General features: G+C 61.3%; 19 protein-coding genes. 18 read left to right on the top strand and 1 reads right to left on the bottom strand.

Going from position 1 to position 22,961, the window contains the following annotated elements; translation table 11 throughout:
- Positions 1-237 precede the first annotated feature (237 nt).
- The 16 genes from mraZ (at position 238) to lpxC (ending at position 18,017) form a co-directional block, all read left to right on the top strand.
- Positions 238-693, top strand: a complete 456-nt coding sequence (gene mraZ, locus ACRESH_RS13385; RefSeq protein ID WP_010220775.1) for a division/cell wall cluster transcriptional repressor MraZ — start codon at positions 238-240, stop codon at positions 691-693.
- On the top strand, positions 690-1,637 hold the full coding sequence (rsmH, locus tag ACRESH_RS13380; protein ID WP_431742447.1) for a 16S rRNA (cytosine(1402)-N(4))-methyltransferase RsmH: 948 nt from the start codon (positions 690-692) through the stop codon (positions 1,635-1,637). The genes mraZ and rsmH overlap by 4 nt, the downstream gene beginning before the upstream one ends.
- Complete coding sequence (ftsL, locus tag ACRESH_RS13375) at positions 1,634-1,927, top strand: cell division protein FtsL (RefSeq protein ID WP_431742446.1); 294 nt, start codon at positions 1,634-1,636, stop codon at positions 1,925-1,927. Before rsmH ends, ftsL begins: the two co-directional genes overlap by 4 nt.
- Positions 1,927-3,660: a peptidoglycan D,D-transpeptidase FtsI family protein gene (locus ACRESH_RS13370; RefSeq protein ID WP_431742498.1), complete on the top strand. Its 1,734-nt coding sequence runs from the start codon at positions 1,927-1,929 to the stop codon at positions 3,658-3,660. Before ftsL ends, ACRESH_RS13370 begins: the two co-directional genes overlap by 1 nt.
- A complete protein-coding gene (gene murE, locus ACRESH_RS13365; RefSeq protein ID WP_431742445.1) occupies positions 3,660-5,123 on the top strand; it encodes a UDP-N-acetylmuramoyl-L-alanyl-D-glutamate--2,6-diaminopimelate ligase in 1,464 nt (487 codons plus the stop codon). The genes ACRESH_RS13370 and murE overlap by 1 nt, the downstream gene beginning before the upstream one ends.
- Positions 5,116-6,486: a UDP-N-acetylmuramoyl-tripeptide--D-alanyl-D-alanine ligase gene (locus ACRESH_RS13360; protein ID WP_431742444.1), complete on the top strand. Its 1,371-nt coding sequence runs from the start codon at positions 5,116-5,118 to the stop codon at positions 6,484-6,486. The genes murE and ACRESH_RS13360 overlap by 8 nt, the downstream gene beginning before the upstream one ends.
- Positions 6,486-7,568 carry a phospho-N-acetylmuramoyl-pentapeptide-transferase gene (mraY, locus tag ACRESH_RS13355; RefSeq protein WP_036996790.1) on the top strand — a complete coding sequence of 361 codons (1,083 nt, stop codon included), beginning with the start codon at positions 6,486-6,488 and terminating at the stop codon, positions 7,566-7,568. Before ACRESH_RS13360 ends, mraY begins: the two co-directional genes overlap by 1 nt.
- A 6-nt stretch (positions 7,569-7,574) precedes the next feature.
- Positions 7,575-8,921 carry a UDP-N-acetylmuramoyl-L-alanine--D-glutamate ligase gene (gene murD / locus ACRESH_RS13350; RefSeq protein WP_431742443.1) on the top strand — a complete coding sequence of 449 codons (1,347 nt, stop codon included), beginning with the start codon at positions 7,575-7,577 and terminating at the stop codon, positions 8,919-8,921.
- On the top strand, positions 8,918-10,132 hold the full coding sequence (gene ftsW, locus ACRESH_RS13345; protein ID WP_431742442.1) for a putative lipid II flippase FtsW: 1,215 nt from the start codon (positions 8,918-8,920) through the stop codon (positions 10,130-10,132). The genes murD and ftsW overlap by 4 nt, the downstream gene beginning before the upstream one ends.
- The gene (gene murG / locus ACRESH_RS13340) at positions 10,122-11,201 is read left to right on the top strand and encodes an undecaprenyldiphospho-muramoylpentapeptide beta-N-acetylglucosaminyltransferase (protein ID WP_431742441.1); all 1,080 of its coding nucleotides are present in this window, start codon (positions 10,122-10,124) and stop codon (positions 11,199-11,201) included. Before ftsW ends, murG begins: the two co-directional genes overlap by 11 nt.
- Positions 11,194-12,648: a UDP-N-acetylmuramate--L-alanine ligase gene (gene murC / locus ACRESH_RS13335; protein WP_431742440.1), complete on the top strand. Its 1,455-nt coding sequence runs from the start codon at positions 11,194-11,196 to the stop codon at positions 12,646-12,648. Before murG ends, murC begins: the two co-directional genes overlap by 8 nt.
- Positions 12,645-13,604: a D-alanine--D-alanine ligase gene (locus tag ACRESH_RS13330; RefSeq protein ID WP_431742439.1), complete on the top strand. Its 960-nt coding sequence runs from the start codon at positions 12,645-12,647 to the stop codon at positions 13,602-13,604. Before murC ends, ACRESH_RS13330 begins: the two co-directional genes overlap by 4 nt.
- A gap of 4 nt (positions 13,605-13,608) precedes the next feature.
- The gene (locus ACRESH_RS13325; RefSeq protein WP_431742438.1) at positions 13,609-14,478 is read left to right on the top strand and encodes a cell division protein FtsQ/DivIB; all 870 of its coding nucleotides are present in this window, start codon (positions 13,609-13,611) and stop codon (positions 14,476-14,478) included.
- 14 nt (positions 14,479-14,492) lie between these two features.
- The gene (gene ftsA, locus ACRESH_RS13320; RefSeq protein WP_431742437.1) at positions 14,493-15,746 is read left to right on the top strand and encodes a cell division protein FtsA; all 1,254 of its coding nucleotides are present in this window, start codon (positions 14,493-14,495) and stop codon (positions 15,744-15,746) included.
- Positions 15,747-15,802: 56 nt separating this feature from the next.
- Positions 15,803-16,993, top strand: a complete 1,191-nt coding sequence (ftsZ, locus tag ACRESH_RS13315; RefSeq protein WP_431742436.1) for a cell division protein FtsZ — start codon at positions 15,803-15,805, stop codon at positions 16,991-16,993.
- 112 nt (positions 16,994-17,105) lie between these two features.
- Positions 17,106-18,017: a UDP-3-O-acyl-N-acetylglucosamine deacetylase gene (lpxC, locus tag ACRESH_RS13310; protein ID WP_028943297.1), complete on the top strand. Its 912-nt coding sequence runs from the start codon at positions 17,106-17,108 to the stop codon at positions 18,015-18,017.
- Positions 18,018-18,085: 68 nt separating this feature from the next.
- Here the strand turns inward: lpxC and ACRESH_RS13305 are convergent, their stop codons facing one another.
- Positions 18,086-18,553 carry a DUF721 domain-containing protein gene (locus tag ACRESH_RS13305; protein WP_431742435.1) on the bottom strand — a complete coding sequence of 156 codons (468 nt, stop codon included), beginning with the start codon at positions 18,551-18,553 and terminating at the stop codon, positions 18,086-18,088.
- A gap of 284 nt (positions 18,554-18,837) precedes the next feature.
- Between ACRESH_RS13305 and secA the strand changes: the two genes are divergently transcribed.
- On the top strand, positions 18,838-21,573 hold the full coding sequence (gene secA / locus ACRESH_RS13300) for a preprotein translocase subunit SecA (RefSeq protein WP_431742434.1): 2,736 nt from the start codon (positions 18,838-18,840) through the stop codon (positions 21,571-21,573).
- Positions 21,574-21,699: 126 nt separating this feature from the next.
- The gene (gene argJ / locus ACRESH_RS13295) at positions 21,700-22,917 is read left to right on the top strand and encodes a bifunctional glutamate N-acetyltransferase/amino-acid acetyltransferase ArgJ (protein ID WP_431742433.1); all 1,218 of its coding nucleotides are present in this window, start codon (positions 21,700-21,702) and stop codon (positions 22,915-22,917) included.
- Positions 22,918-22,961 lie beyond the last annotated feature (44 nt).

The raw sequence follows: 22,961 nt of genomic DNA, 5'->3' as shown, positions 1-22,961 counted from the left end.
TTACTTTAACTTCACGCTCTATTTGTCTGAGTGTGTTTGATTTTTTTCGTCAAAAACCTCTCCGGTTTATCCGTTCATCTTCCTTTCTTGCGCTAAATCTCCGATCTGTAAGGGATTTCCTTATAGGAGCGCCTTGACGGTGTTGTAGGCGAATTCCTATAGTGTGCACAAGTGGCAGAAAGTGGCACGAAGTGGGTTTTCTGAACACAAAAAGCAAACAAGTGGGGAATCGCAGCCGTGTTCCGCGGAGCAAACGCCATCAACCTCGACGCAAAGGGCCGTCTCGCAATGCCGAGCCGGTACCGTGACGAGCTCGATTCGCGTAGTTCCGGACAGTTGATCGTGACCATCGACGCGGTCGACCCCTGCTTGTGTGTCTACCCGCTCGATGAGTGGGAACTGATTGAAGCCAAGTTGCGCGCCTTGCCGTCATTGCGTGAAGAGAACCGTCGCCTGCAGCGTTTGCTGATCGGCAATGCGGTGGATCTGGAGCTTGATGGCAGCGGGCGTTTCCTGGTGCCTCCGCGTTTGCGCGAATACGCCAAGCTCGACAAGAAGGCGATGCTGGTGGGGCAACTGAACAAATTTCAGCTGTGGGACGAGGATGCCTGGAACGCAGTTTCGGCAGCCGACCTTGCAGCTATTCAACAACCGGGCGCCATGCCTGATGAACTGCGTGATTTGATCCTGTGACTATAGATAGCGGCTTTAACCACATCACCGTACTGCTTGACGAAGCCGTCGAGGCTCTCGCCGTACGCGCCGATGGCTGCTATCTGGATGGCACCTTCGGGCGCGGCGGGCATAGCCGGCTGATTCTCAGCAAGCTCGGGCCGCAAGGGCGGTTGCTGGGTTTTGACAAGGATCCTCAAGCGATTGCCACCGGGCAAGCGCTGGCGGCCGAAGACGGCCGCTTTGTCATTGTGCAACGCAGTTTTGCCGAGTTGGGCGATGAAGTTGCCCAGCGTGGCCTGGCTGGAAAGGTCAGCGGCATATTGATGGACCTGGGGGTTTCTTCGCCACAGCTCGATGATCCGGAGCGTGGCTTCAGCTTTCTCAATGACGGCCCGCTGGACATGCGCATGGACCCGACGCGTGGCATTAGCGCTGCCGAGTTCATCGCCACCGCCCCGGCCGAAGAAATCGCTCGTGTGTTCAAAGAGTATGGCGAAGAGCGTTTTGCCAAGCGCATGGCCAATGCTGTAGTGGCGCGTCGTGAGATCACGCCTTTTGAACGCACTGGCGACCTGGCCGAAGTACTCAAGGTTGCCAACCCTGCCTGGGAAAAGGGCAAGAACCCGGCGACCCGTGCCTTCCAGGGCTTGCGCATTCACGTCAACAACGAGCTCGGCGACCTTGAAACCGGCCTTGAAGCAGCGCTCGAGGCGTTGGAAGTGGGTGGCCGTCTGGTGGTGATCAGCTTCCATTCCCTGGAAGACCGCATCGTCAAACTGTTCATGCGCAAGCTGGTCAAGGGCGAAGCCGACAACCTGCCGCGTAACCTGCCCGTGCAGCACAAGCATTTCGAGCCGAAGATCAAGGTGCACGGCAAGGCGCAGTTCGCCTCCGAAGCCGAGCTCAAGGCCAACCCTCGTTCGCGCAGCGCCGTCATGCGCGTTGCCGAGAAACTGCGGTGAGCCGCTTGTTCGCCAAGCCTTTGCCAGGCGGAAGCTTGCTGATGCTTCTGCTGTTCATTGCCGTGCTCGTTTCTTCGGTGGCGGTGTCGTATAGCGCACACTGGAACCGTCAGTTGCTCAATACCCTGTTCGGTGAACTCAGTGAGCGTGACAAGGCCCAGGCCGAGTGGGGCCGGTTGATTCTTGAACAAAGCACCTGGACTGCCCACAGCCGTATCGAGAACCTGGCCAGTGAACAACTGAAGATGCGCATCCCTGCCGCCGATGAAGTACGGATGGTGGCGCCATGATGAAACTTGAAGGCGCACTCTATCCGTGGCGGTTCCGCGTGGTCATCGCCTTGCTGGCGCTGATGGTCGGTGCGATTGCCTGGCGTATCATCGACCTGCAGGTCGTTGACCGTGACTTCCTCAAGGGCCAGGGCGATGCTCGCAGCCTGCGCCATATCCCGATTCCTGCGCACCGCGGACTCATCACTGACCGCAACGGTGAACCGCTGGCGGTCAGTACCCCGGTCACCACCCTGTGGGCCAACCCCAAGGAAATGCAGGCGTCCAAGGAGCGCTGGCCGGCACTGGCCGCCGCGCTCAAGCAAAGTCCGCAACAGTTGACCCAACGCCTGGAGCAAACAGCCAGCAAGGAGTTCATCTACCTGGTGCGTGGCTTGACCCCGGAGCAGGGGCAGGTGGTGCTTGATCTGAAGATTCCTGGTGTCTATGGCATCGAGGAATTTCGTCGCTTCTACCCGGCCGGTGATGTCGCCGCGCACATGGTTGGCTTTACCGATCTCGATGACCACGGTCGCGAAGGGGTGGAGCTGGCCTACGATGAATGGCTGGCCGGTGTGCCCGGCAAGCGCCAAGTCATCAAGGACCGGCGCGGCCGGCTGATTAAAGACATCCAGGTAACCAAAAACGCCAAGGCCGGAAAGACCTTGGCGTTGTCTATCGACCTGCGCCTGCAATACCTGGCGACCCGCGAGCTGCGCAATGCGATTGCCGAGCAGGAAGCCAAGGCGGGCAGCCTGGTGATCCTGGATGTGAAGACCGGTGAAGTGCTGGCCATGGTCAACCAGCCTACCTACAACCCCAACAACCGCCGCAGCATGTTCCCGGCGGCCATGCGTAACCGCGCGATCATCGATGTGTTCGAGCCCGGTTCCACGGTCAAGCCGTTGTCCATGAGTGCTGCGCTGCAGAGCGGGCGCTGGAAACCGACCGACAAGGTCGAAGTCTATCCGGGTACCTTGCAGCTGGGTCGTTACACCATTCGTGACGTGTCCAAGAGTGAGGGGCCGATCCTCGACCTGACCGGCATCCTGATCAACTCCAGTAACGTCGGCATGAGCAAGATCGCCTTCGATATCGGCGGCGAATCGATTTACCGGGTGATGTCCCAGCTCGGTCTGGGCCAGTACACCGGCCTGGGCTTCCCCGGTGAGCGGGTCGGCAACCTGCCGAACCACCGCGAGTGGCGCAAGGCTGAAACCGCGACCCTGTCCTATGGCTACGGCTTGTCGGTGACCGCGCTGCAGCTGGTGCATGCCTACGCTGCACTGGCCAACGATGGCAAGATGGTACCGTTGAGCATCCTTAAAGTCGACAAGACGCCAGAATCCACTCAGGTCGTGCCCAAGGAGGTCGCCAAGACCATCCAGGGCATGGTCCAGCAAGTCATTGAAGCACCACGCGGCGTGTACCGGGCCCAGGTGCCGTTCTATCACGTCGGTGGCAAGAGTGGTACCGCTCGAAAAGCCACTATCGGTTCCAAAGGCTACACCGAGAATTCCTACCGCTCGCTGTTCGCCGGTTTTGGGCCGATGAGCGATCCGCGCTATGCCGTGGTCGTGGTCATCGACGAACCGAGCAAGGGTGGCTACTTCGGTGGTCTGGTCTCGGCACCGGTCTTCAGCAAGGTCATGTCCGGCACGTTGCGCCTGATGAACATTCCGCCGGACAACCTGCCGCCGGTCATTCCACAGCAGCAGGTTGATGCTGCGCCCGCCAAGGGAGGGCGCGGTTGATGACGATGCCATTGAGTAAGCTTTTCCCCCAGGCCAGCCGCGATCCGCTGATTCGCGAGCTGACGCTGGATAGCCGTAACATCCGTCCGGGAGACCTGTTCCTGGCGGTGCCCGGTGCGCAGGTCGATGGTCGCCAGCACATTGCCGATGCGCTCAAGCGCGGCGCGGCTGCGGTGGCCTATGAGGCTGAAGGCGCCAGCGTGCTGCCGATTACCGAAGTGCCGCTGATTCCGGTCAAGGGCTTGATTGCCCAGCTGTCGGATATTGCCGGACGCTTCTATGGCGAGCCGAGCCGTCAACTGAATCTGGTGGGTGTCACTGGCACCAACGGCAAGACCAGCGTCACTCAGCTGGTGGCCCAGGCCTTGGACAAGCTCGGCCAGCGCTGCGGTTTGATCGGCACCCTGGGTACTGGCTTCTATGGCGAGCTGCAAAGCGGTCGCCTGACCACGCCAGATCCGATTGCCGTGCAGGCCACCCTGAATGACTTGAAGAAGGGCGGGGCGAAAGCTGTCGCCATGGAGGTTTCCTCCCATGCCCTGGATCAGGGGCGGGTCGCAGCCCTGGAATTCGACATCGCGGTGATGACCAACCTGTCGCGTGATCATCTCGATTACCACGGCAGCATGCAGGCCTACGAAGACGCCAAGGCACGCCTGTTCGCCTGGCCGAACCTGCGGTGCCGGGTGGTCAACCTGGATGACGACTTCGGTCGTCGGCTGGCGGCTGAGCACGCTGAGTCGCGTCTGATCAGCTACAGCCTCAAGGACAGCGACGCTTCGCTGTACTGCCGCGAAGCGCATTTTGACGACGACGGTGTGCGCGCAGTGATCGTCACTGCCCAGGGCGAACGCACCCTGCGCAGCCGCCTGCTCGGCCGTTTCAACCTGAGTAATATGTTGGCGGCGGTCGGTACCCTGCTGGCGCTGGACTATGCGCTGGATGAAATTCTCAAGGTCACCCCGGCGCTGGAAGGCCCGATCGGACGCATGCAGCGCCTGGGCGGCGGCAGCAAGCCGCTGGTGGTGGTCGATTACGCCCACACCCCTGATGCGCTGGAGCAAGTGCTTCAAGCCCTGCGCCCGCACGCCAAGGGCCAGTTGCTGTGCCTGTTCGGCTGTGGTGGCGATCGCGATCGCGGCAAGCGCCCCTTGATGGCCGAAGTGGCCGAGCGCCTGGCTGACCGCGTGCTGGTCACCGATGACAACCCGCGTACAGAAGACCCGCAGCAGATCTTTGCCGACATTCGCCCGGGTTTTGCCAAGGCCGATGCAGTCGAATTCGTTGCCGGGCGCGGAACCGCCATCGCCCAGTTGATTGCCAGCGCTGGTGTCGACGATGTGATCGTCCTGGCCGGCAAGGGCCACGAGGACTACCAGGAAATCAACGGTCAGCGTCATGACTTTTCCGATCTGGTCGAAGCCGAGAAGGCGCTCGCTGTCTGGGAGGTTCCCCATGCTTAAGCCATTGACCCTCAGCCAGTTGACTGCGCCTCTGCAGGGCCGCCTGGTGAGTGGTGATGCCACCTTTACCGGTGTGAGTATCGACAGCCGCGCAATCGTTGCCGGGCAACTTTTTGTCGCCCTGGCCGGGCCGCGTTTCGATGGTCACGACTACTTGAATGAAGTACAGGCCAAGGGCGCTGTTGCTGCCCTGGTCGAACGTGCAGTGCCGGGCAGCAACCTGCCGCAGCTGCTGGTTGCTGACTGTCGACTGGCCCTGGGTCAACTGGGCGCCCTGAACCGCGCCGTCTTCGACAAGCCTGTCGCCGCCATTACCGGTTCCAGCGGCAAGACCACGGTCAAGGAAATGCTCGCCAGCATCTTGCGTACCCGTGGTCCGGTCCTGGCTACTCGCGGCAACCTGAACAATGACCTCGGTGCACCGTTGACCCTGCTCGAAATTGCCCCGGAACATACTGCAGCGGTCATCGAGCTGGGTGCTTCGCGCATTGGCGAAATCGCCTACACCGTCGGTCTGACTAAACCGCAGGTGGCACTGATCAACAATGCCGGTACCGCTCATGTCGGCGAGTTCGGCGGGCCAGAAAAGATTGTCGAAGCCAAGGGCGAAATCCTCGAAGGCCTGGGGCAGGATGGCGTGGCCGTATTGAACCTTGAAGACAAGGCCTTTGGCACCTGGAAGCAGCGCGCCAGCAATCGTGCGGTGCTGACATTTGCGCTGAACCATATTGATGCAGATTTCCACGCCGGCAACATTGCTCACGATGAGCGCGGTTGCCCGTCTTTCGACCTGCACAGCCCATTGGGTGTGGCGCGGGTTCAGCTCAACCTGCTCGGCACCCACAACGTTGCCAACGCATTGGCCGCCGCTGCCGCCGCGCATGCCTTTGGTCTGACGCTGGACGGTATCGTCCAGGGCTTGAATGCCGTGCAACCGGTCAAGGGCCGCACTGTGGTGCAGATGGCGCCGAACGGCGTGCGGGTGATTGACGACACTTACAACGCAAACCCCACCTCGATGTGCGCTGCCGTTGATATACTCGCCGGCTTTTCCGGCCGCACCGTCCTGGTGCTCGGGGATATCGGCGAATTGGGCCAGTGGGCTGAGGAAGGGCATCGGCAGGTAGGCGAGTACGCCAAAGACAAGGTTTCGGCACTGTATGCGGTGGGCCCGAACATGGCTCACGCGGTAGCAGCGTTCGGTACCAATGCCCGACATTTCGCTAATCAAGCTGACCTGATCGACGCCGTTAGCGCCGCCGAGCAGGCCAGCAACACCACCATTTTGATCAAGGGTTCGCGCAGCGCTGCGATGGAGAACGTCGTGGCGGCTTTGTGCGGTTCCAGCGGGGAGAAACATTAATGCTGCTGCTGCTGGCTGAGTATCTGCAACAGTTCTACAAAGGCTTCGCGGTCTTCCAGTACCTGTCCCTGCGCGGAATTCTCGGTGTACTGACCGCGTTGTCGCTGGCCCTGTGGTTGGGCCCCTGGATGATTCGTACCCTGCAGATTCGCCAGATCGGCCAAGCGGTTCGTAACGACGGCCCGCAATCGCACCTGTCCAAGTCCGGCACCCCGACCATGGGGGGCGCCCTGATTCTTTCGGCCATCGGCATCAGCACACTGCTGTGGGCCGACCTGACCAACCGTTATGTCTGGGTGGTACTGATCGTCACCTTGCTGTTCGGTGCCATCGGCTGGGTCGACGACTACCGCAAGGTGATCGAGAAGAACTCGCGTGGCCTGCCAAGCCGCTGGAAATACTTCTGGCAGTCGGTGTTCGGCCTGGGCGCGGCGATTTTCCTTTATATGACTGCACCGACCAGCGTGGAAACCACCCTGATCGTGCCGATGCTCAAGGATGTCACCATTCCGTTGGGTATCGGTTTCGTGGTGCTGACGTATTTCGTGATCGTCGGTTCGAGCAACGCGGTGAACCTGACCGATGGCCTCGATGGCCTGGCGATCATGCCTACGGTCATGGTCGGTGGCGCCCTAGGCATCTTCTGCTACCTGTCGGGTAACGTGAAATTCGCTGAGTACCTGCTGATTCCTTACGTGCCGGGCGCCGGTGAGCTGATCGTGTTCTGCGGCGCGCTGATCGGTGCCGGTCTGGGCTTCCTGTGGTTCAACACTTATCCGGCCCAGGTGTTCATGGGCGACGTCGGTGCCCTGGCATTGGGTGCGGCGCTGGGCACCATTGCGGTCATCGTTCGTCAGGAAATCGTACTGTTCATCATGGGCGGCGTGTTCGTCATGGAGACCCTGTCGGTGGTAATCCAGGTGGCTTCGTTCAAGTTGACCGGCAAGCGGGTGTTCCGCATGGCCCCGATTCACCACCACTTTGAACTCAAGGGTTGGCCCGAGCCTCGGGTGATCGTCCGCTTCTGGATTATCACCGTGATTCTGGTGCTGATCGGCCTTGCCACCCTGAAACTGAGGTAGAAACGCGTGTCACTGATCGCTTCTGACCACTTCCGCATCGTTGTCGGCCTCGGCAAGAGCGGCATGTCCCTGGTTCGCTTCCTGGCGAACCGGGGCGTTGCCTTTGCGGTCGCCGACACCCGTGAGCAACCGCCGGAGCTGGAAACCCTGCGCCGCGATTACCCGCAGGTGGAAGTGCGCTGTGGCGACCTGGACGTAGAGTTCCTCTGCCGCGCAGACGAGCTGTATGTCAGCCCTGGCCTGGCCTTGGCCACCCCGGCGCTGCAGCAAGCCGCTGCCCGTGGCGTCAAGCTGTCCGGTGATATCGAACTGTTTGCACGCAATGCCAAGGCGCCGATCATTGCGATCAGCGGCTCCAACGCGAAAAGCACGGTGACTACCCTGGTTGGTGAAATGGCGGCTGCGGCGGGTAAGCGCGTGGCCGTGGGTGGCAATCTCGGTACCCCGGCACTGGAGCTGCTCAGCGACGATGTTGAGCTGTATGTAATGGAACTGTCGAGTTTCCAACTGGAGACCACCGACCAGCTCAACGCTGAAGTCGCCACCGTGCTCAACGTCAGCGAAGACCATATGGACCGCTACAGCGGCCTGCCGGCCTATCATCTGGCCAAACACCGGATCTTCCGTGGTGCGCGGCAAGTGGTGGTCAACCGCCAGGACGCCCTGAGCCGTCCGTTGCTGGCCGAGGGCCAACCGGTCTGGACCTTTGGTCTGAACATGCCTGATTTCAAGGCCTTTGGCCTGCGTGAAGAGAATGGCGAGAAGTACCTGGCGTTCGAGTTCCAGAATCTGATGCCGGTACGCGAACTGAAAATCCGCGGTGCTCACAACCAGTCCAATGCCTTGGCGGCGCTGGCCCTGGGGCATGCGGTCGGTTTGCCGATGGACGCCATGTTGTCCAGCCTGCGTACCTTCGCGGGCCTGGCCCATCGCTGCCAGTGGATTCGCGAGCGCGACGGCGTGAACTGGTACGACGACTCCAAGGCCACCAACGTCGGTGCGGCACTGGCGGCCATCGAAGGTTTGGGTGCCGATATTGACGGCAAGCTGGTGCTGGTTGCTGGCGGCGATGGCAAAGGTGCTGATTTCAGCGCCCTGCGTGCCCCGGTTGCGGCTCACTGCCGCGCTGTCGTGCTGTTGGGTCGCGATGCTGAACTGCTGGCCCAGGCGCTGGGTGATGAAGTGCCGCTGATTCGCGTCAAGACCCTCGATGAAGCTGTACAGCGCTCGGCCGAACTGGCTCAGTCTGGCGACGCCGTATTGCTCTCGCCGGCCTGCGCCAGTCTCGACATGTTCAAGAACTTTGAAGAGCGTGGGCGCCTGTTCGCTCAAGCCGTAGGAGGGTTGGCATGATCTTCGGCATGATCAAGCCCTATCCGTCACCGCTGATCAGCGGTCGCGGCATAGACCTCGATTTCGCCATGCTCGCCGGTTGCCTGGCGTTGCTCGGCCTTGGCCTGGTGATGATCACCTCGGCGTCCTCGGAAGTGGCCGCGGCGCAATCGGGCAACCCGCTGTATCACATGTTCCGCCACCTGGTGTATGTGGCCATCGGCGTGTTCGCCTGCCTCGTCACCATGATGGTGCCGATCGCCACCTGGCAGAAGATGGGCTTCACCATGCTGGTCGGCGCCTTTGGTTTGCTGGTGCTGGTACTAGTGCCGGGCATCGGCCGCGAAGTAAACGGCTCGATGCGCTGGATCGGTTTCAGCTTCTTCAACGTGCAGCCTTCGGAAATCGCCAAGGTCTTCGTGGTGATCTACCTGGCCGGTTACCTGGTCCGGCGTCAGACCGAGGTGCGCGAAAGCTGGATGGGCTTCTTCAAACCGTTCATCGTATTGCTGCCGATGGCCGGTCTGCTGCTGATGGAGCCGGACTTCGGCGCCACCGTGGTAATGATGGGCGCGGCCGCCGCTATGCTGTTCCTCGGCGGGGTGGGCCTGTTCCGCTTCAGCTTGATGGTGGTACTGGCGGTGGCGGCAGTGTTTGTCCTGGTTCAGGCTCAGCCTTACCGGATGGCGCGACTGATCACCTTCACTGACCCCTGGTCCGACCAGTTCGGTTCCGGCTACCAGCTGACCCAGGCGCTGATCGCTTTCGGGCGTGGCGAGTGGCTTGGCGTTGGTCTTGGCAACAGCGTGCAGAAACAGTTCTACCTGCCTGAAGCGCACACCGACTTCGTGTTCTCGGTACTCGCCGAAGAGCTGGGTGTGATCGGCTCGCTGGTCACCGTGGCGCTGTTTGTGTTTGTCACCGTACGCGCCTTGTACATCGGCCTGTGGGCCGAGAAAGCCAAGCAGTACTTTGCCGCCTACATGGCCTTTGGTCTGGCCTTTCTGTGGATTGGTCAGTTCCTGATCAATATCGGCGTGAACGTCGGTCTGCTGCCGACCAAGGGCCTGACCCTGCCGTTCCTCAGCTACGGCGGTAGCTCGCTGGTGATTTGCTGCGCTTGTGTCGGGCTGTTGCTACGGATCGAGTGGGAAAGTCGCACCCACCTGGGTAGCGAAGAACACGAATTTGATGAAAGCGATTTTGCCGAGGAGCCGAATCATGGCCGCTGACGGCAAGAATGTACTGATCATGGCAGGCGGCACCGGCGGCCACGTGTTCCCGGCGCTGGCCTGTGCCCGTGAGTTCCAGGCGCGCGGCTATGCCGTGCACTGGCTGGGCACCCCGCGTGGTATCGAGAACGAACTGGTACCCCAGGTGGGTCTGCAGTTGCACCTGATTCAGGTTGCCGGCCTGCGTGGCAAGAGCAAGCTGTCGCTGCTCAAGGCACCGTTCACCCTGATCAAGGCTGTGTTGCAGGCGCGGCGGATCATTCGTCAGCTCAAGCCGGTTTGCGTAATCGGCTTCGGTGGCTATGTGACCGGCCCGGGCGGCGTTGCCTCCCGGCTCTGTGGTGTACCTGTAGTGGTTCACGAGCAGAATGCCCGCGCCGGTACCGCCAATCGGCTGCTGGTGCCTTTGGCCGGTCGAGTCTGCGAAGCTTTCCCCGGTACTTTTACCGCGTCTGACAAGTTGCGCACCACCGGTAATCCGGTGCGCAGCGAACTGTTCATGCAAACCCCGCGCGAGCCCCTGGGCGCGCGCCGGCCACGCTTGCTGGTGCTGGGCGGCAGCCTGGGCGCCGAACCGCTGAACAAATTGCTGCCCCAGGCCCTGGCTCAGGTGCCCGCGGACATTCGTCCCGAGGTGTTCCATCAGGCTGGCAAGCAGCATGACCAGATTACCGCTGAGCGCTATCGCGAGGCTGGAGTCGAGGCTCAGGTAGAGCCCTTTATCAAGGACATGGCCAAGGCGTACGCCTGGGCCGATCTGGTGGTCTGCCGCGCAGGCGCCTTGACCGTCAGTGAGCTGGCTGCGGCCGGCTTGCCATCGATGCTGGTGCCTTTGCCTCATGCCATCGACGATCACCAGACCCACAACGCCCATTATCTGGCCCGTGAAGGCGCTGCCTTCCTGATGCCACAAGCGACAACTGGCGCAGCGCAACTCGCTGAACGCCTGAACGAGGTGCTGATGCAACCGGAAAAACTCTCCGCCATGGCCGCCACTGCCCGGCGCCTGGCAAAACCTGCGGCCACCCGCACCGTGGTCGATATCTGTCTGGAGGTGGCCCATGGTTGAAACTCAAAAAGCCATGCCTCACCCGGAAATGCGCCGTATCCGTCGCATCCACTTCGTCGGTATCGGCGGCGTAGGCATGTGCGGGATTGCCGAGGTACTGCTGAACCTGGGTTACCAGGTCTCGGGCTCGGACCTCAAGACCTCAGCGGTCACCGAGCGCCTGGAATCCTTCGGTGCACAGATTTTCATCGGTCACCGTGCCGAGAACGCCGCCAGCGCCGATGTACTGGTGGTTTCCAGTGCCATCAACCCTGCTAACCCGGAAGTCGCCACCGCGCTTGAGCGGCGTATTCCAGTGGTGCCGCGCGCTGAAATGCTCGCCGAGCTGATGCGCTACCGCCACGGCATTGCAGTCGCTGGTACCCATGGCAAGACCACCACCACCAGCCTGCTGGCCTCGGTGTTCGCCGCCGGTGGCCTGGACCCGACATTCGTCATCGGTGGCCGTCTGAATGCCGCCGGCACCAATGCCCAGCTCGGCACCAGCCGCTACCTGATCGCCGAAGCCGACGAGAGCGACGCCAGCTTCCTGCACCTGCAGCCGCTGGTGGCCGTGGTCACCAACATCGATGCCGACCATATGGCGACCTACGAAGGCGACTTCAACAAACTGAAGAAGACCTTCGTCGAGTTCCTGCACAACCTGCCGTTCTACGGCCTGGCGGTGATGTGCCTGGACGACCCGGTGGTGCGCGAGATCCTGCCGCAGGTCAAGCGTCCGGCGGTCACCTACGGCTTCAGCGAAGAAGCCGACGTGCGTGCGATCAACGTTCGCCAGTCGGGCATGCAGACCCACTTCACCGTACTGCGCCGCGACCGCGAACCACTGGACGTGTCGGTCAACATGCCGGGTAACCACAATGTGCTCAACGCCCTGGCGACCATCGCCATTGCCACCGACGAAGGCATCAGTGATGAAGCCATCGTCCAGGGCTTGTCGGGGTTCCAGGGGGTAGGGCGACGCTTCCAGGTCTACGGCGAACTGCCGGTGGACGGGGGCAGCGTCATGCTGGTCGACGACTACGGTCACCACCCGACCGAAGTAGCCGCGGTGATCAAGGCCGTGCGTGGTGGCTGGCCGGAGCGCCGTCTGGTGATGGTCTATCAACCGCACCGTTACAGCCGTACCCGCGACCTGTACGACGACTTCGTCCAGGTCCTGGCCGACGCCAACGTACTGCTGCTGATGGAAGTCTATCCAGCCGGTGAAGAGCCGATCCCCGGCGCCGACAGCCGTCAGCTGTGCCACAGCATCCGTCAGCGCGGTCAGCTCGACCCGATCTACATCGAGCGCGGCATCGAACTGGCGCCGCTGGTCAAGCCGCTGCTGCGTGCCGGTGACATCCTGCTGTGTCAGGGCGCCGGAGATATTGGTGGCCTGGCCCCGCAATTACTCAAGAGTCCGTTGTTCGCTGGTGCTGTTACCAGTCAGGGGAAGTCGAAATGACTGATAACGCATACGCCACGTTGCACTCGACCATTGCTGCGAAAGACTTCGGCCGCGTTGCCGTGCTCTATGGCGGCAAGAGCGCCGAGCGCCCGGTGTCGCTGAAATCCGGCGCTGCAGTAGTCGAAGCGCTGGCCAGCGCCGGTGTCGACGTGGTCGCCATTGATGTCGGCGATGACCTGCTCGATCGCCTGCAGCGCGAGAAGATCGACCGCGCCTTCATCATCCTTCACGGCCGTGGTGGTGAAGACGGCAGCATGCAGGGGCTGCTGGAGTGCCTGGGCATCCCTTACACCGGCAGTGGCATCCTGGCTTCGGCGCTGGCCATGGACAAGTTGCGGACCAAACAGGTCTGGCACAGCCTGGGCATTCCGACCCCGCGTCACGCCGTGCTCACCAGCGAAGTCGACTGTATTTCTGCAGGTGCGGAACTGGGCTTCCCTTTGATCGTCAAACCGGCCCATGAAGGTTCCAGTATCGGTATGGCGAAAGTGAACGGTGTCAACGAATTGATCGCCGCCTGGAAGGACGCCGCTACCTACGATTCGCAAGTGTTGGTCGAACAATGGATTCACGGTCCTGAGTTCACTGTCGCGACCTTGCGTGGCCATGTATTGCCACCGATCGCTCTGGGCACGCCGCACACGTTCTACGACTACGACGCCAAGTACCTGGCTTCCGATACCCAGTACCAGATCCCTTGTGGCTTGAGCGCACAGAAGGAACAAGAACTGATCGACCTGACCGCTCGTGCCTGCGACGCCATCGGCATCGCTGGCTGGGGGCGCCTGGACGTCATGCAGGACGAGCAGGGGCGTTTCTGGCTGCTCGAAGTCAACACCGCACCAGGCATGACTGATCACAGCCTGGTCCCCATGGCGGCACGCGCGGCCGGTCTGGACTTCCAGCAGTTGGTGCTGGCGATCCTGGCGGCCAGCGTCGAGGCGCGAGGTTAAGCCCATGCAAGGCGCGATGTTACGTCATCAGCAACCCGCCACCGGCCGCAACAAGCCGGTGCCGCGTGGTGCCAGCCGGATGGTGGCCAAGGAGCCACTGTCGGCGCGCCTGCCCAAGGCCAATTTCAGCGTCTTCAAGCGTCTGCTCTGGCCGGTGCTGCTGGTTGCCGCAGGTTTTGCCGCCTATGAAGGCGCGCAACGCCTGATGCCGTACGCCGACCGGCCGATCACCAAGATTGCCGTGCAGGGCGACCTCAGCTACATCAGCCAGCAAGCGGTGCAGCAGCGAATCGCCCCCTATGTGGCGGCGAGCTTCTTCACCGTTGATCTGGCGAGCATGCGCGCAGAGCTGGAGAAGATGCCCTGGATCGCCCATGCCGAAGTACGTCGGGTCTGGCCGGACGAGGTGGTGATCCGCCTGGAAGAACAGTTGCCAGTGGCGCGTTGGGGCGAGGAAGCCTTGCTCAATAACCAGGGGCAGGCCTTCACCCCGCGCGAATTGGCCAACTATGAGCACCTGCCGCAGCTGTTCGGGCCGCAGCGGGCGCAGCAACAAGTGATGCAGCAATATCAGGTACTGAGCCAGATGTTGCGGCCAATGGGCTTTTCGATTGCCCGGCTGGAGGTGCGCGAGCGCGGCAGCTGGTTTCTGACCACTGGCGCCGGTAGCGCCGGGCCAGGTATCGAACTGCTGCTGGGGCGCGATCATCTGGTGGAAAAAATGCGCCGTTTCATTGCCATTTACGACAAGACACTCAAAGAACAGATCACGAATATCGCCCGCATCGATCTGCGTTACGCCAATGGCCTGGCCGTTGGCTGGCGGGAACCGATTGCACCGACGACGGCCCAACCCGCCGTTGCGAAGAATTAGAGAGAGGCAGGACCATGGCAAATGCGCATAGCGGCAAAATGATCGTCGGGCTGGATATCGGCACCTCCAAGGTAGTGGCGCTGGTCGGCGAAGTCGCGGCCGACGGTACCCTGGAAATCGTCGGTATCGGCACCCATCCTTCTCGCGGCCTGAAGAAGGGCGTGGTGGTCAATATCGAATCGACCGTGCAGTCGATCCAGCGCGCGGTGGAAGAAGCCCAGCTGATGGCCGGCTGCCGGATCCACTCGGCGTTCGTTGGCGTGGCCGGCAATCACATCCGTAGTCTGAACTCCCACGGCATCGTCGCGATCCGCGACCGTGAAGTCAGTGCGGCTGACCTTGAGCGCGTCCTCGACGCCGCTCAAGCCGTTGCCATTCCAGCTGACCAGCGGGTCCTGCACACCCTGCCGCAGGACTACGTGATCGACAACCAGGAAGGCGTGCGCGAACCCCTGGGCATGTCCGGCGTGCGTCTGGAAGCCAAGGTCCACGTGGTCACCTGCGCCGTCAATGCGGCACAGAACATCGAGAAGTGCGTGCGCCGCTGTGGCCTGGAAATCGACGACATCATCCTCGAGCAACTGGCCTCGGCCTACTCGGTGCTGACCGATGACGAGAAAGAGCTGGGTGTGTGCCTGGTGGACATCGGTGGCGGTACCACCGACATCGCCATCTTCACCGAAGGCGCGATCCGCCACACCGCGGTGATCCCGATTGCCGGCGACCAGGTAACCAACGATATCGCCATGGCCCTGCGCACCCCGACCCAGTACGCCGAAGAGATCAAGATCCGTTACGCCTGCGCCCTGGCCAAGCTGGCCGGTGCCGGTGAAACCATCAAGGTGCCGAGTGTCGGCGACCGTCCGCCGCGCGAACTGTCGCGCCAGGCCCTGGCCGAAGTGGTCGAGCCACGTTACGACGAGCTGTTCACCCTGATCCAGGCCGAGCTGCGTCGTAGTGGCTACGAGGACCTGGTGCCAGCGGGCATCGTCCTGACCGGCGGCACGGCGAAGATGGAAGGTGCCGTAGAACTGGCCGAAGAGATTTTCCACATGCCGGTACGCCTGGGCGTGCCGCATAGCGTTCGGGGCCTGAGCGACGTCGTGCGCAACCCGATCTATTCCACTGGTGTGGGCTTACTGACCTACGGACTGCTCAAGCAGTCCGACGGCGTCAGCCTGACCGGTAACAGCAGCAACAACTATGGCGATGAACCAAAGGCACCAGCGTTCGAGCGTTTCACACGCTGGGTCAAAGGCAACTTTTAAAGTTTCAAAGCAGTAGTAGTAGGCGCAAAAACTAGAGAACTGTAAGGAGAGGGAAAATGTTCGAGCTCGTAGACAACGTCCCGCAAAGTCCGGTCATCAAAGTGATCGGCGTCGGTGGCGGCGGTGGCAACGCCGTCAATCATATGGTCAAGAGCAACATCGAAGGCGTCGAGTTCATCTGCGCCAACACCGATGCTCAGGCGCTGAAAAACATCGGCGCACGTACCATCCTGCAACTGGGTACCGGCGTGACCAAGGGCCTGGGTGCCGGTGCCAATCCGGAAGTCGGCCGTCAGGCCGCGCTGGAAGACCGTGAGCGCATCGCCGAAGTGTTGCAGGGCACCAACATGGTGTTCATCACCACCGGCATGGGCGGCGGTACCGGTACCGGTGCTGCGCCGATCATCGCCGAAGTGGCCAAGGAGATGGGGATCCTCACCGTTGCGGTGGTGACCCGTCCGTTCCCGTTCGAAGGCCGCAAGCGCATGCAGATCGCCGATGAAGGCATCCGTGCGCTGGCAGACAGCGTCGATTCGCTGATCACCATCCCGAACGAGAAGCTGCTGACCATCCTTGGCAAGGACGCCAGCCTGCTGTCCGCGTTCGCCAAGGCTGACGACGTACTGGCGGGTGCCGTTCGCGGTATTTCCGACATCATCAAGCGTCCGGGCATGATCAACGTCGACTTCGCCGACGTGCGCACCGTGATGAGCGAAATGGGCATGGCGATGATGGGTACTGGCTGTGCCAGCGGTCCGAACCGTGCACGTGAAGCGACTGAAGCGGCGATCCGCAACCCGCTGCTTGAAGACGTCAACCTGCAGGGCGCTCGCGGCATCCTGGTCAACATCACCGCAGGTCCCGACCTGTCGCTGGGTGAGTACTCGGACGTGGGTAGCATCATCGAAGCCTTCGCTTCCGATCACGCCATGGTCAAGGTCGGTACCGTAATCGATCCGGACATGCGCGACGAGCTGCACGTGACCGTAGTTGCCACTGGTCTGGGCGCGAAGATCGAGAAACCGCTCAAGGTTATCGACAACACCCTGCAAACTGCTGCCGTGCAGACCGCCGCTCCGGCGCCTGTTCGTCACGAGCAAGCGTCGGTGAACTACCGTGATCTGGAGCGTCCGACCGTGATGCGCAACCAGGCGCATGCTGGTGCAGCCGCCGCTGCCAAGCTCAATCCGCAAGACGATCTGGACTATCTGGACATTCCAGCGTTCCTGCGTCGTCAGGCCGATTGATGAAATTTATCAGGGGTATAAGGGTGATTGGTGTTCAGCAAAGGCCGGGTCTGGTATTATCCTCAGCCTTTGTTGATACCAGTTCGCAATTTGCGCTGAAGCGGCCAATGCCATGATTAAACAACGCACCCTGAAGAATATCATCCGTGCCACAGGTGTCGGCCTGCACTCCGGGGAGAAGGTATACCTGACCCTCAAACCTGCACCTGTGGATACCGGCATCGTATTTCGCCGTGCCGACCTCGACCCCGTGGTGGAAATTCCCGCCCGCGCGGCAAATGTCGGCGAGACCACCATGTCGACGACACTGGTCAATGGCGATACCAAGGTAGACACGGTTGAGCACTTGCTCTCGGCCATGGCTGGCCTGGGCATCGATAACGCCTACGTCGAGCTCTCCGCGTCCGAAGTGCCGATCATGGACGGTAGCGCAGGACCCTTCGTATTCCTGATTCAATCTGCCGGCCTGGAAGAACAGGACGCAGCCAAGAAATTCATCCGCATCCTGCGTGAAGTGACAGTGGAAGACGGCGACAAGCGCGCCACTTTCCTGCCGTTCGACGGATTCAAGGTGAGTTTCGAGATCGATTTCGATCACCCGGTGTTCCGTAACCGGACCCAAAGTGCCAGCGTGGACTTTTCCAGCACCTCGTTCGTGAAGGAAGTCAGTCGCGCCCGGACCTTCGGGTTCATGAGCGATATCGAGTACCTGCGCAAGCACAACCTCGCGCTCGGCGGCAGCGTGGAAAACGCCATCGTGGTCGACAAGGACGGCGTGCTCAATGAAGACGGCCTTCGTTACGAAGACGAATTCGTCAAGCACAAGATCCTCGACGCCATCGGCGACCTCTACCTGCTGGGCAACAGCCTGATCGGCGAGTTCAAGGGCTACAAGTCCGGACACGCGCTGAACAACCAGCTGCTGCGCAAGCTGATCGAGGAAACAGATGCCTGGGAAGTGGTGACCTTCGAAGATGCCAGTACGGCACCGATCTCTTACATGCGTCCGGTTGCGGCAGTGTAAGTTCGAACACTCTCTCTAGTGATTAAGGCCACCTTCGGGTGGCCTTTTTTATGCCTGTTTTTTGGGCATCAGCCGTTCGACAGATCCTTGTCCCGCGCATGACTGGCCAGACGCTCCAGCGCCGCGCGCAGTTTCGGATCGCTGATACCTTCGGCGGTCGCCTGGATGCTTTCGGCAGCACGCGTGGACAGGTCGGCGGTATGCACTGCTGCACGGCTCTGGGTGGTGGGTGGCTGCACCTTGAAGAGGATCCGGGTCAGGCTGGCGAAGGCGTCCAGAGTCTGCAGCTGGCGTTGCAGGCGTTTTTGCTGGTAGCGCAGGCGGGTGGCCCAGTGGCCATCGGTGACGATCAGTAACAGGGTACCTTCGCGCCAGGAAGCAATGTGGCAGTGCTCACGGGCAGCCGGCTGCAGCTGGCTGTCGAGCAGCTTCTGCAGTTGCGCCAGGCGCTGGGCCTGGCTGAACAGGGCTTTGAGCGGCCGGGCTTCGCGCAGAAGAACAGCGGGGGCGCGAGCCGGCAAGGGGCGAAAAGCCATGAAGGGACACCTGAAGTTACAGTACCGGCATCTTATCAGATCCCCCAGCGTGCGCCTTGTCCGGGTGCCTGGGGGAAAACTTCATGTAGCCGATGGGTTGAAGTTGTGGAAAAAGCCCTTATTGTAAAAAAGCCCCGTCAAAGCGCTGTGCCAGCATCGTGGAAATCCGCCACTTTCCTCACCGTCGTTTCCGGGTAGAATGCTCGTTCGCATGCGGCCATAAGGGCTGCACGGGCGACTCACGGGGCCGCCCTCCATCCCTATGTGTGGAAGATCCTGCCGATATGTTTGCGCCTTTGTTAAAAAAACTTTTTGGAAGCAAGAACGAGCGCGAGGTGAAACGCCTGCTCAAGGCGGTGCAGTCCGTCAATGCCTTCGAAGAGAAGATGGTCGCCCTCTCGGACGAACAACTGCGTGCCAAGACCGCAGAGTTCAAAGAGCGCCTGGCCAAAGGCGAGACCCTCGACCAGTTGCTGTCGGAGGCCTTCGCCGTCGCGCGCGAGGCCGGCAAGCGGGTCATGGGCATGCGCCACTTCGATGTCCAGCTGATCGGCGGCATGGCCTTGCATGAAGGCACTATCGCAGAAATGCGCACCGGTGAAGGCAAGACCTTGGTCGCAACCCTGGGCGTGTACCTCAACGCACTGTCCGGCAAGGGCGTGCACGTGGTCACGGTCAACGACTACCTGGCCCGCCGTGACGCCAACTGGATGCGTCCGCTGTATGAGTTCCTCGGTCTGACCGTCGGCGTCGTCACGCCGTTCCAGCCGCCGGAAGAAAAGCGCGCTGCCTATGCTGCAGACATCACCTACGGCACCAACAACGAATTCGGCTTTGATTATCTGCGCGACAACATGGCCTTCAGCATGGAAGAGAAATTCCAGCGCGAGCTGAATTTCGCCGTGATCGACGAAGTCGACTCCATCCTGATCGACGAAGCGCGGACCCCGCTGATCATCTCCGGCCAGGCCGAAGACAGTTCCAAGCTGTACATCGAGGTCAACAAGCTGATCCCGCGCCTCAAGCAGCACATCGAGGAAGTCGAGGGCGAAGTTACCCAGGAAGGCCACTACAGCATCGACGAGAAAAGCCGTCAGGTCGAACTCAACGAAGCCGGTCACCAGTTCATCGAAGAGATGCTCACCCAGGTCGGCCTGCTGGCCGAGGGCGAGAGTCTCTATTCGGCGCATAACCTGAGCCTGCTGACCCACGTCTATGCCGGCCTGCGTGCGCACAAGCTGTTCCATCGCAACGTCGAGTACATCGTCCAGGACGGTCAGATCCTGCTGATCGACGAGCACACCGGCCGTACCATGCCGGGCCGCCGCTTGTCCGAAGGCCTGCACCAGGCCATCGAAGCGAAGGAAAACCTGAATATCCAGGCCGAAAGCCAGACCCTGGCGTCGACCACCTTCCAGAACTACTTCCGTCTGTACAACAAGCTGTCCGGCATGACCGGTACCGCTGACACCGAAGCCTTCGAGTTTGCCCAGATCTACCAGCTCAACGTGATGGTGATCCCGCCGAACAAGCCGCTGGCGCGTAAGGACTTCAACGATCTGGTCTACCTGACCGCTGACGAGAAGTACGCGGCGATCATCGCCGACATCAAGGAAAGCATGGCCCAGGGCCGTCCGGTGCTGGTCGGTACTGCCACCATCGAGACCTCCGAGCACATGTCCAACCTGCTCAAGCAGGAAGGCATCGATCACAAGGTATTGAACGCCAAGTACCACGAGAAAGAAGCCGAGATCATCGCCCAGGCCGGCCGGCCAGGTGCGCTGACCATTGCTACCAACATGGCCGGTCGTGGTACCGACATCCTCCTGGGCGGTAACTGGGAAGTGGAAGTCGCGGCCATGGAAAACCCGAGCCCCGAGCAGATCGCGCAGATCAAGGCCGATTGGCAGAAGCGTCACCAGCAGGTGATCGAAACCGGTGGCCTGCATGTGATTGCCTCCGAGCGCCACGAGTCCCGTCGTATCGACAACCAGCTGCGCGGCCGTGCCGGTCGCCAGGGTGACCCGGGTTCCAGCCGTTTCTACTTGTCGCTGGAAGACAGTCTGATGCGTATCTTCGCCTCTGACCGGGTGAAGAACTTCATGAAGGCGCTGGGTATGCAATCCGGCGAGGCCATCGAGCACCGCATGGTTACCAACGCCATCGAGAAAGCCCAGCGCAAGGTCGAAGGCCGCAACTTCGACATCCGCAAACAGCTGCTCGAATTCGACGACGTGGCCAACGAGCAACGTAAAGTCATCTACCACATGCGTAACAGCCTGCTGGCAGCCGACAACATTGGCGACACCATCGCCGACTTCCGTCAGGAAGTGCTCGACGCCACCGTCGCCCAGCACATCCCGCCGCAATCGCTGCCCGAGCAGTGGGACGTGGCAGGCCTGGAAGCAGCGCTGGCCAGCGATTTCGGGGTCAAGCTGCCGATCCAGCAGTGGCTCGACGAAGACGATCACCTGTACGAAGAGACCCTGCGCGAGAAGCTCATGAGCGAGCTGCTGGCGGCCTACAACGAGAAGGAAGAGCAGGCCAGCGCCGAAGCCCTGCGCACCTTCGAGAAGCAGATTCTGCTGCGCGTACTGGACGATCTGTGGAAAGACCACCTGTCGACCATGGACCACCTGCGTCACGGTATCCACCTGCGTGGCTATGCGCAGAAGAACCCGAAGCAGGAGTACAAGCGCGAGTCGTTCAACCTGTTCCAGGAACTGCTCGACTCGATAAAGCGTGACACCATCCGTGTGCTCTCGCACGTTCAGGTTCGTCGCGAAGATCCTGCCGAAGAAGAAGCCCGCCTGCGCCACGAGGCAGAGGAACTGGCTGCGCGCATGCAGTTCCAGCATGCTTCAGTTCCAGGTCTGGAGCAAGCCGAGGCGCAGGAAGAGGGCGCTGAAGTCGCCGTCGCCGCTGCCCCGGTGCGCAACGACCAGAAGCTGGGTCGCAACGAACTGTGCTGGTGTGGTTCGGGCAAGAAGTTCAAGCACTGCCACGGTCAGATCAACTAAAGACATCTGCCCGGCAGTCCGCTGATCCACGAACACCGCGCCGCGACCGGCCCGTACCGTCGCGGCGTTGTTCCATCTCAAGCACCGGCCTATTCGACCCGGTGTACTTTTTCTAGGAGCGCTTACATGGCTGTTGGTCTTGGTCCTTTGCCAACGTTGCACCCGGTTCCAGGTTTTGAACTCGGCATCGCCTCTGCGGGTATCAAGCGCCCGGGGCGCAAGGACGTGGTGGTCATGCGCTGCGCCGAAGGCTCCAGCGTTGCCGGCGTGTTCACCCTCAATGCCTTCTGCGCAGCGCCAGTGATCCTCGCCAAGCAACGCGTGCAAGGCACCGTACGCTACCTGCTGACCAACACCGGTAATGCCAATGCCGGTACCGGCGCTCCGGGCCTGGCTGCCGCCGAGCGCACCTGCGCCAAGCTGGCCGAGCTGACTGGCGTCGAGGCCAGTGCAGTATTGCCATTTTCAACCGGTGTTATCGGTGAGCCACTGCCCGTCGAAAAAATCGAAGGCGCCCTGCAAGCCGCGCTGGACGATCTGTCGGAAAACAACTGGGCTGCTGCGGCTACCGGAATCATGACCACCGACACCCTGCCCAAGGGCGCCAGCCGTCAGTTTCAGCATGACGGTGTGACCATCACCGTCACCGGCATCAGCAAGGGCGCCGGGATGATCCGTCCGAACATGGCCACCATGCTCGGTTACATTGCCACCGACGCCAAGGTCGCACCTCGGGTGCTCAAGGACTTGATGCTCGACGGCGCCAACAAGTCGTTCAACCGCATCACCATCGACGGCGATACTTCGACCAACGATTGCTGCATGCTGATTGCTACCGGCAAGGCGGATGTCGCAGAAGTCAGCGAGGCCAGCGGCCCACTGTTCGAGGCGCTGAAAAAAGCCGTGTTCGAGGTGTGCATGGAAGTGGCTCAAGCCATCGTCCGTGACGGCGAAGGCGCAACCAAGTTCGTCACCGTCGAAGTCAACGGCGGCGGCAACCATCAGGAATGCCTGGATGTCGGTTACGCCGTGGCCCACTCGCCACTGATCAAGACTGCGCTGTTCGCCTCCGACCCGAACTGGGGCCGTATCCTTGCTGCTGTTGGTCGTGCCGGTGTGCCTGAGCTGGACGTCAGCCTGATCGACGTTTATCTGGGCGATGTCTGCATCGCCAGCAAGGGCGGCCGCAGTGCCAGCTACACTGAGGCCCAGGGTTCAGCGGTGATGGCCGAAGAGGAAATCACCATCCGTATCGAGTTGGGTCGTGGCCAGTGCAGCGAAACCATCTGGACTACTGACCTGTCCCACGAGTACGTGAAAATCAACGCCGAGTACCGGACCTGACTTCATCGCGGGGCAAGCCCGCTCCTGTAGGAGTGGGCTTGCCC

This window comes from Pseudomonas sp. (genome assembly GCF_050739775.1).
Classification (GTDB): domain Bacteria; phylum Pseudomonadota; class Gammaproteobacteria; order Pseudomonadales; family Pseudomonadaceae; genus Aquipseudomonas.
Note: the sequence above shows the minus strand (reverse complement) of the source record. Positions and strands in the feature narration are given on the sequence as shown.

What these genes read in the sequence shown, in the direction of transcription:
- lpxC (WP_028943297.1), top strand. Translation starts at nt 17,106, where the DNA reads ATGATTAAACAACGCACCCTGAAGAATATCATCCGTGCCACAGGTGTC.
- ftsZ (WP_431742436.1), top strand. Translation starts at nt 15,803, where the DNA reads ATGTTCGAGCTCGTAGACAACGTCCCGCAAAGTCCGGTCATCAAAGTG.
- ACRESH_RS13370 (WP_431742498.1), top strand. Translation starts at nt 1,927, where the DNA reads ATGAAACTTGAAGGCGCACTCTATCCGTGGCGGTTCCGCGTGGTCATC.
- argJ (WP_431742433.1), top strand. Translation starts at nt 21,700, where the DNA reads ATGGCTGTTGGTCTTGGTCCTTTGCCAACGTTGCACCCGGTTCCAGGT.
- secA (WP_431742434.1), top strand. Translation starts at nt 18,838, where the DNA reads ATGTTTGCGCCTTTGTTAAAAAAACTTTTTGGAAGCAAGAACGAGCGC.
- mraY (WP_036996790.1), top strand. Translation starts at nt 6,486, where the DNA reads ATGCTGCTGCTGCTGGCTGAGTATCTGCAACAGTTCTACAAAGGCTTC.
- ACRESH_RS13305 (WP_431742435.1), bottom strand. Translation starts at nt 18,553, where the DNA reads ATGGCTTTTCGCCCCTTGCCGGCTCGCGCCCCCGCTGTTCTTCTGCGC.
- murE (WP_431742445.1), top strand. Translation starts at nt 3,660, where the DNA reads ATGACGATGCCATTGAGTAAGCTTTTCCCCCAGGCCAGCCGCGATCCG.
- ftsW (WP_431742442.1), top strand. Translation starts at nt 8,918, where the DNA reads ATGATCTTCGGCATGATCAAGCCCTATCCGTCACCGCTGATCAGCGGT.
- ACRESH_RS13330 (WP_431742439.1), top strand. Translation starts at nt 12,645, where the DNA reads ATGACTGATAACGCATACGCCACGTTGCACTCGACCATTGCTGCGAAA.
- murC (WP_431742440.1), top strand. Translation starts at nt 11,194, where the DNA reads ATGGTTGAAACTCAAAAAGCCATGCCTCACCCGGAAATGCGCCGTATC.
- ACRESH_RS13360 (WP_431742444.1), top strand. Translation starts at nt 5,116, where the DNA reads ATGCTTAAGCCATTGACCCTCAGCCAGTTGACTGCGCCTCTGCAGGGC.
- ACRESH_RS13325 (WP_431742438.1), top strand. Translation starts at nt 13,609, where the DNA reads ATGCAAGGCGCGATGTTACGTCATCAGCAACCCGCCACCGGCCGCAAC.
- ftsA (WP_431742437.1), top strand. Translation starts at nt 14,493, where the DNA reads ATGGCAAATGCGCATAGCGGCAAAATGATCGTCGGGCTGGATATCGGC.
- murG (WP_431742441.1), top strand. Translation starts at nt 10,122, where the DNA reads ATGGCCGCTGACGGCAAGAATGTACTGATCATGGCAGGCGGCACCGGC.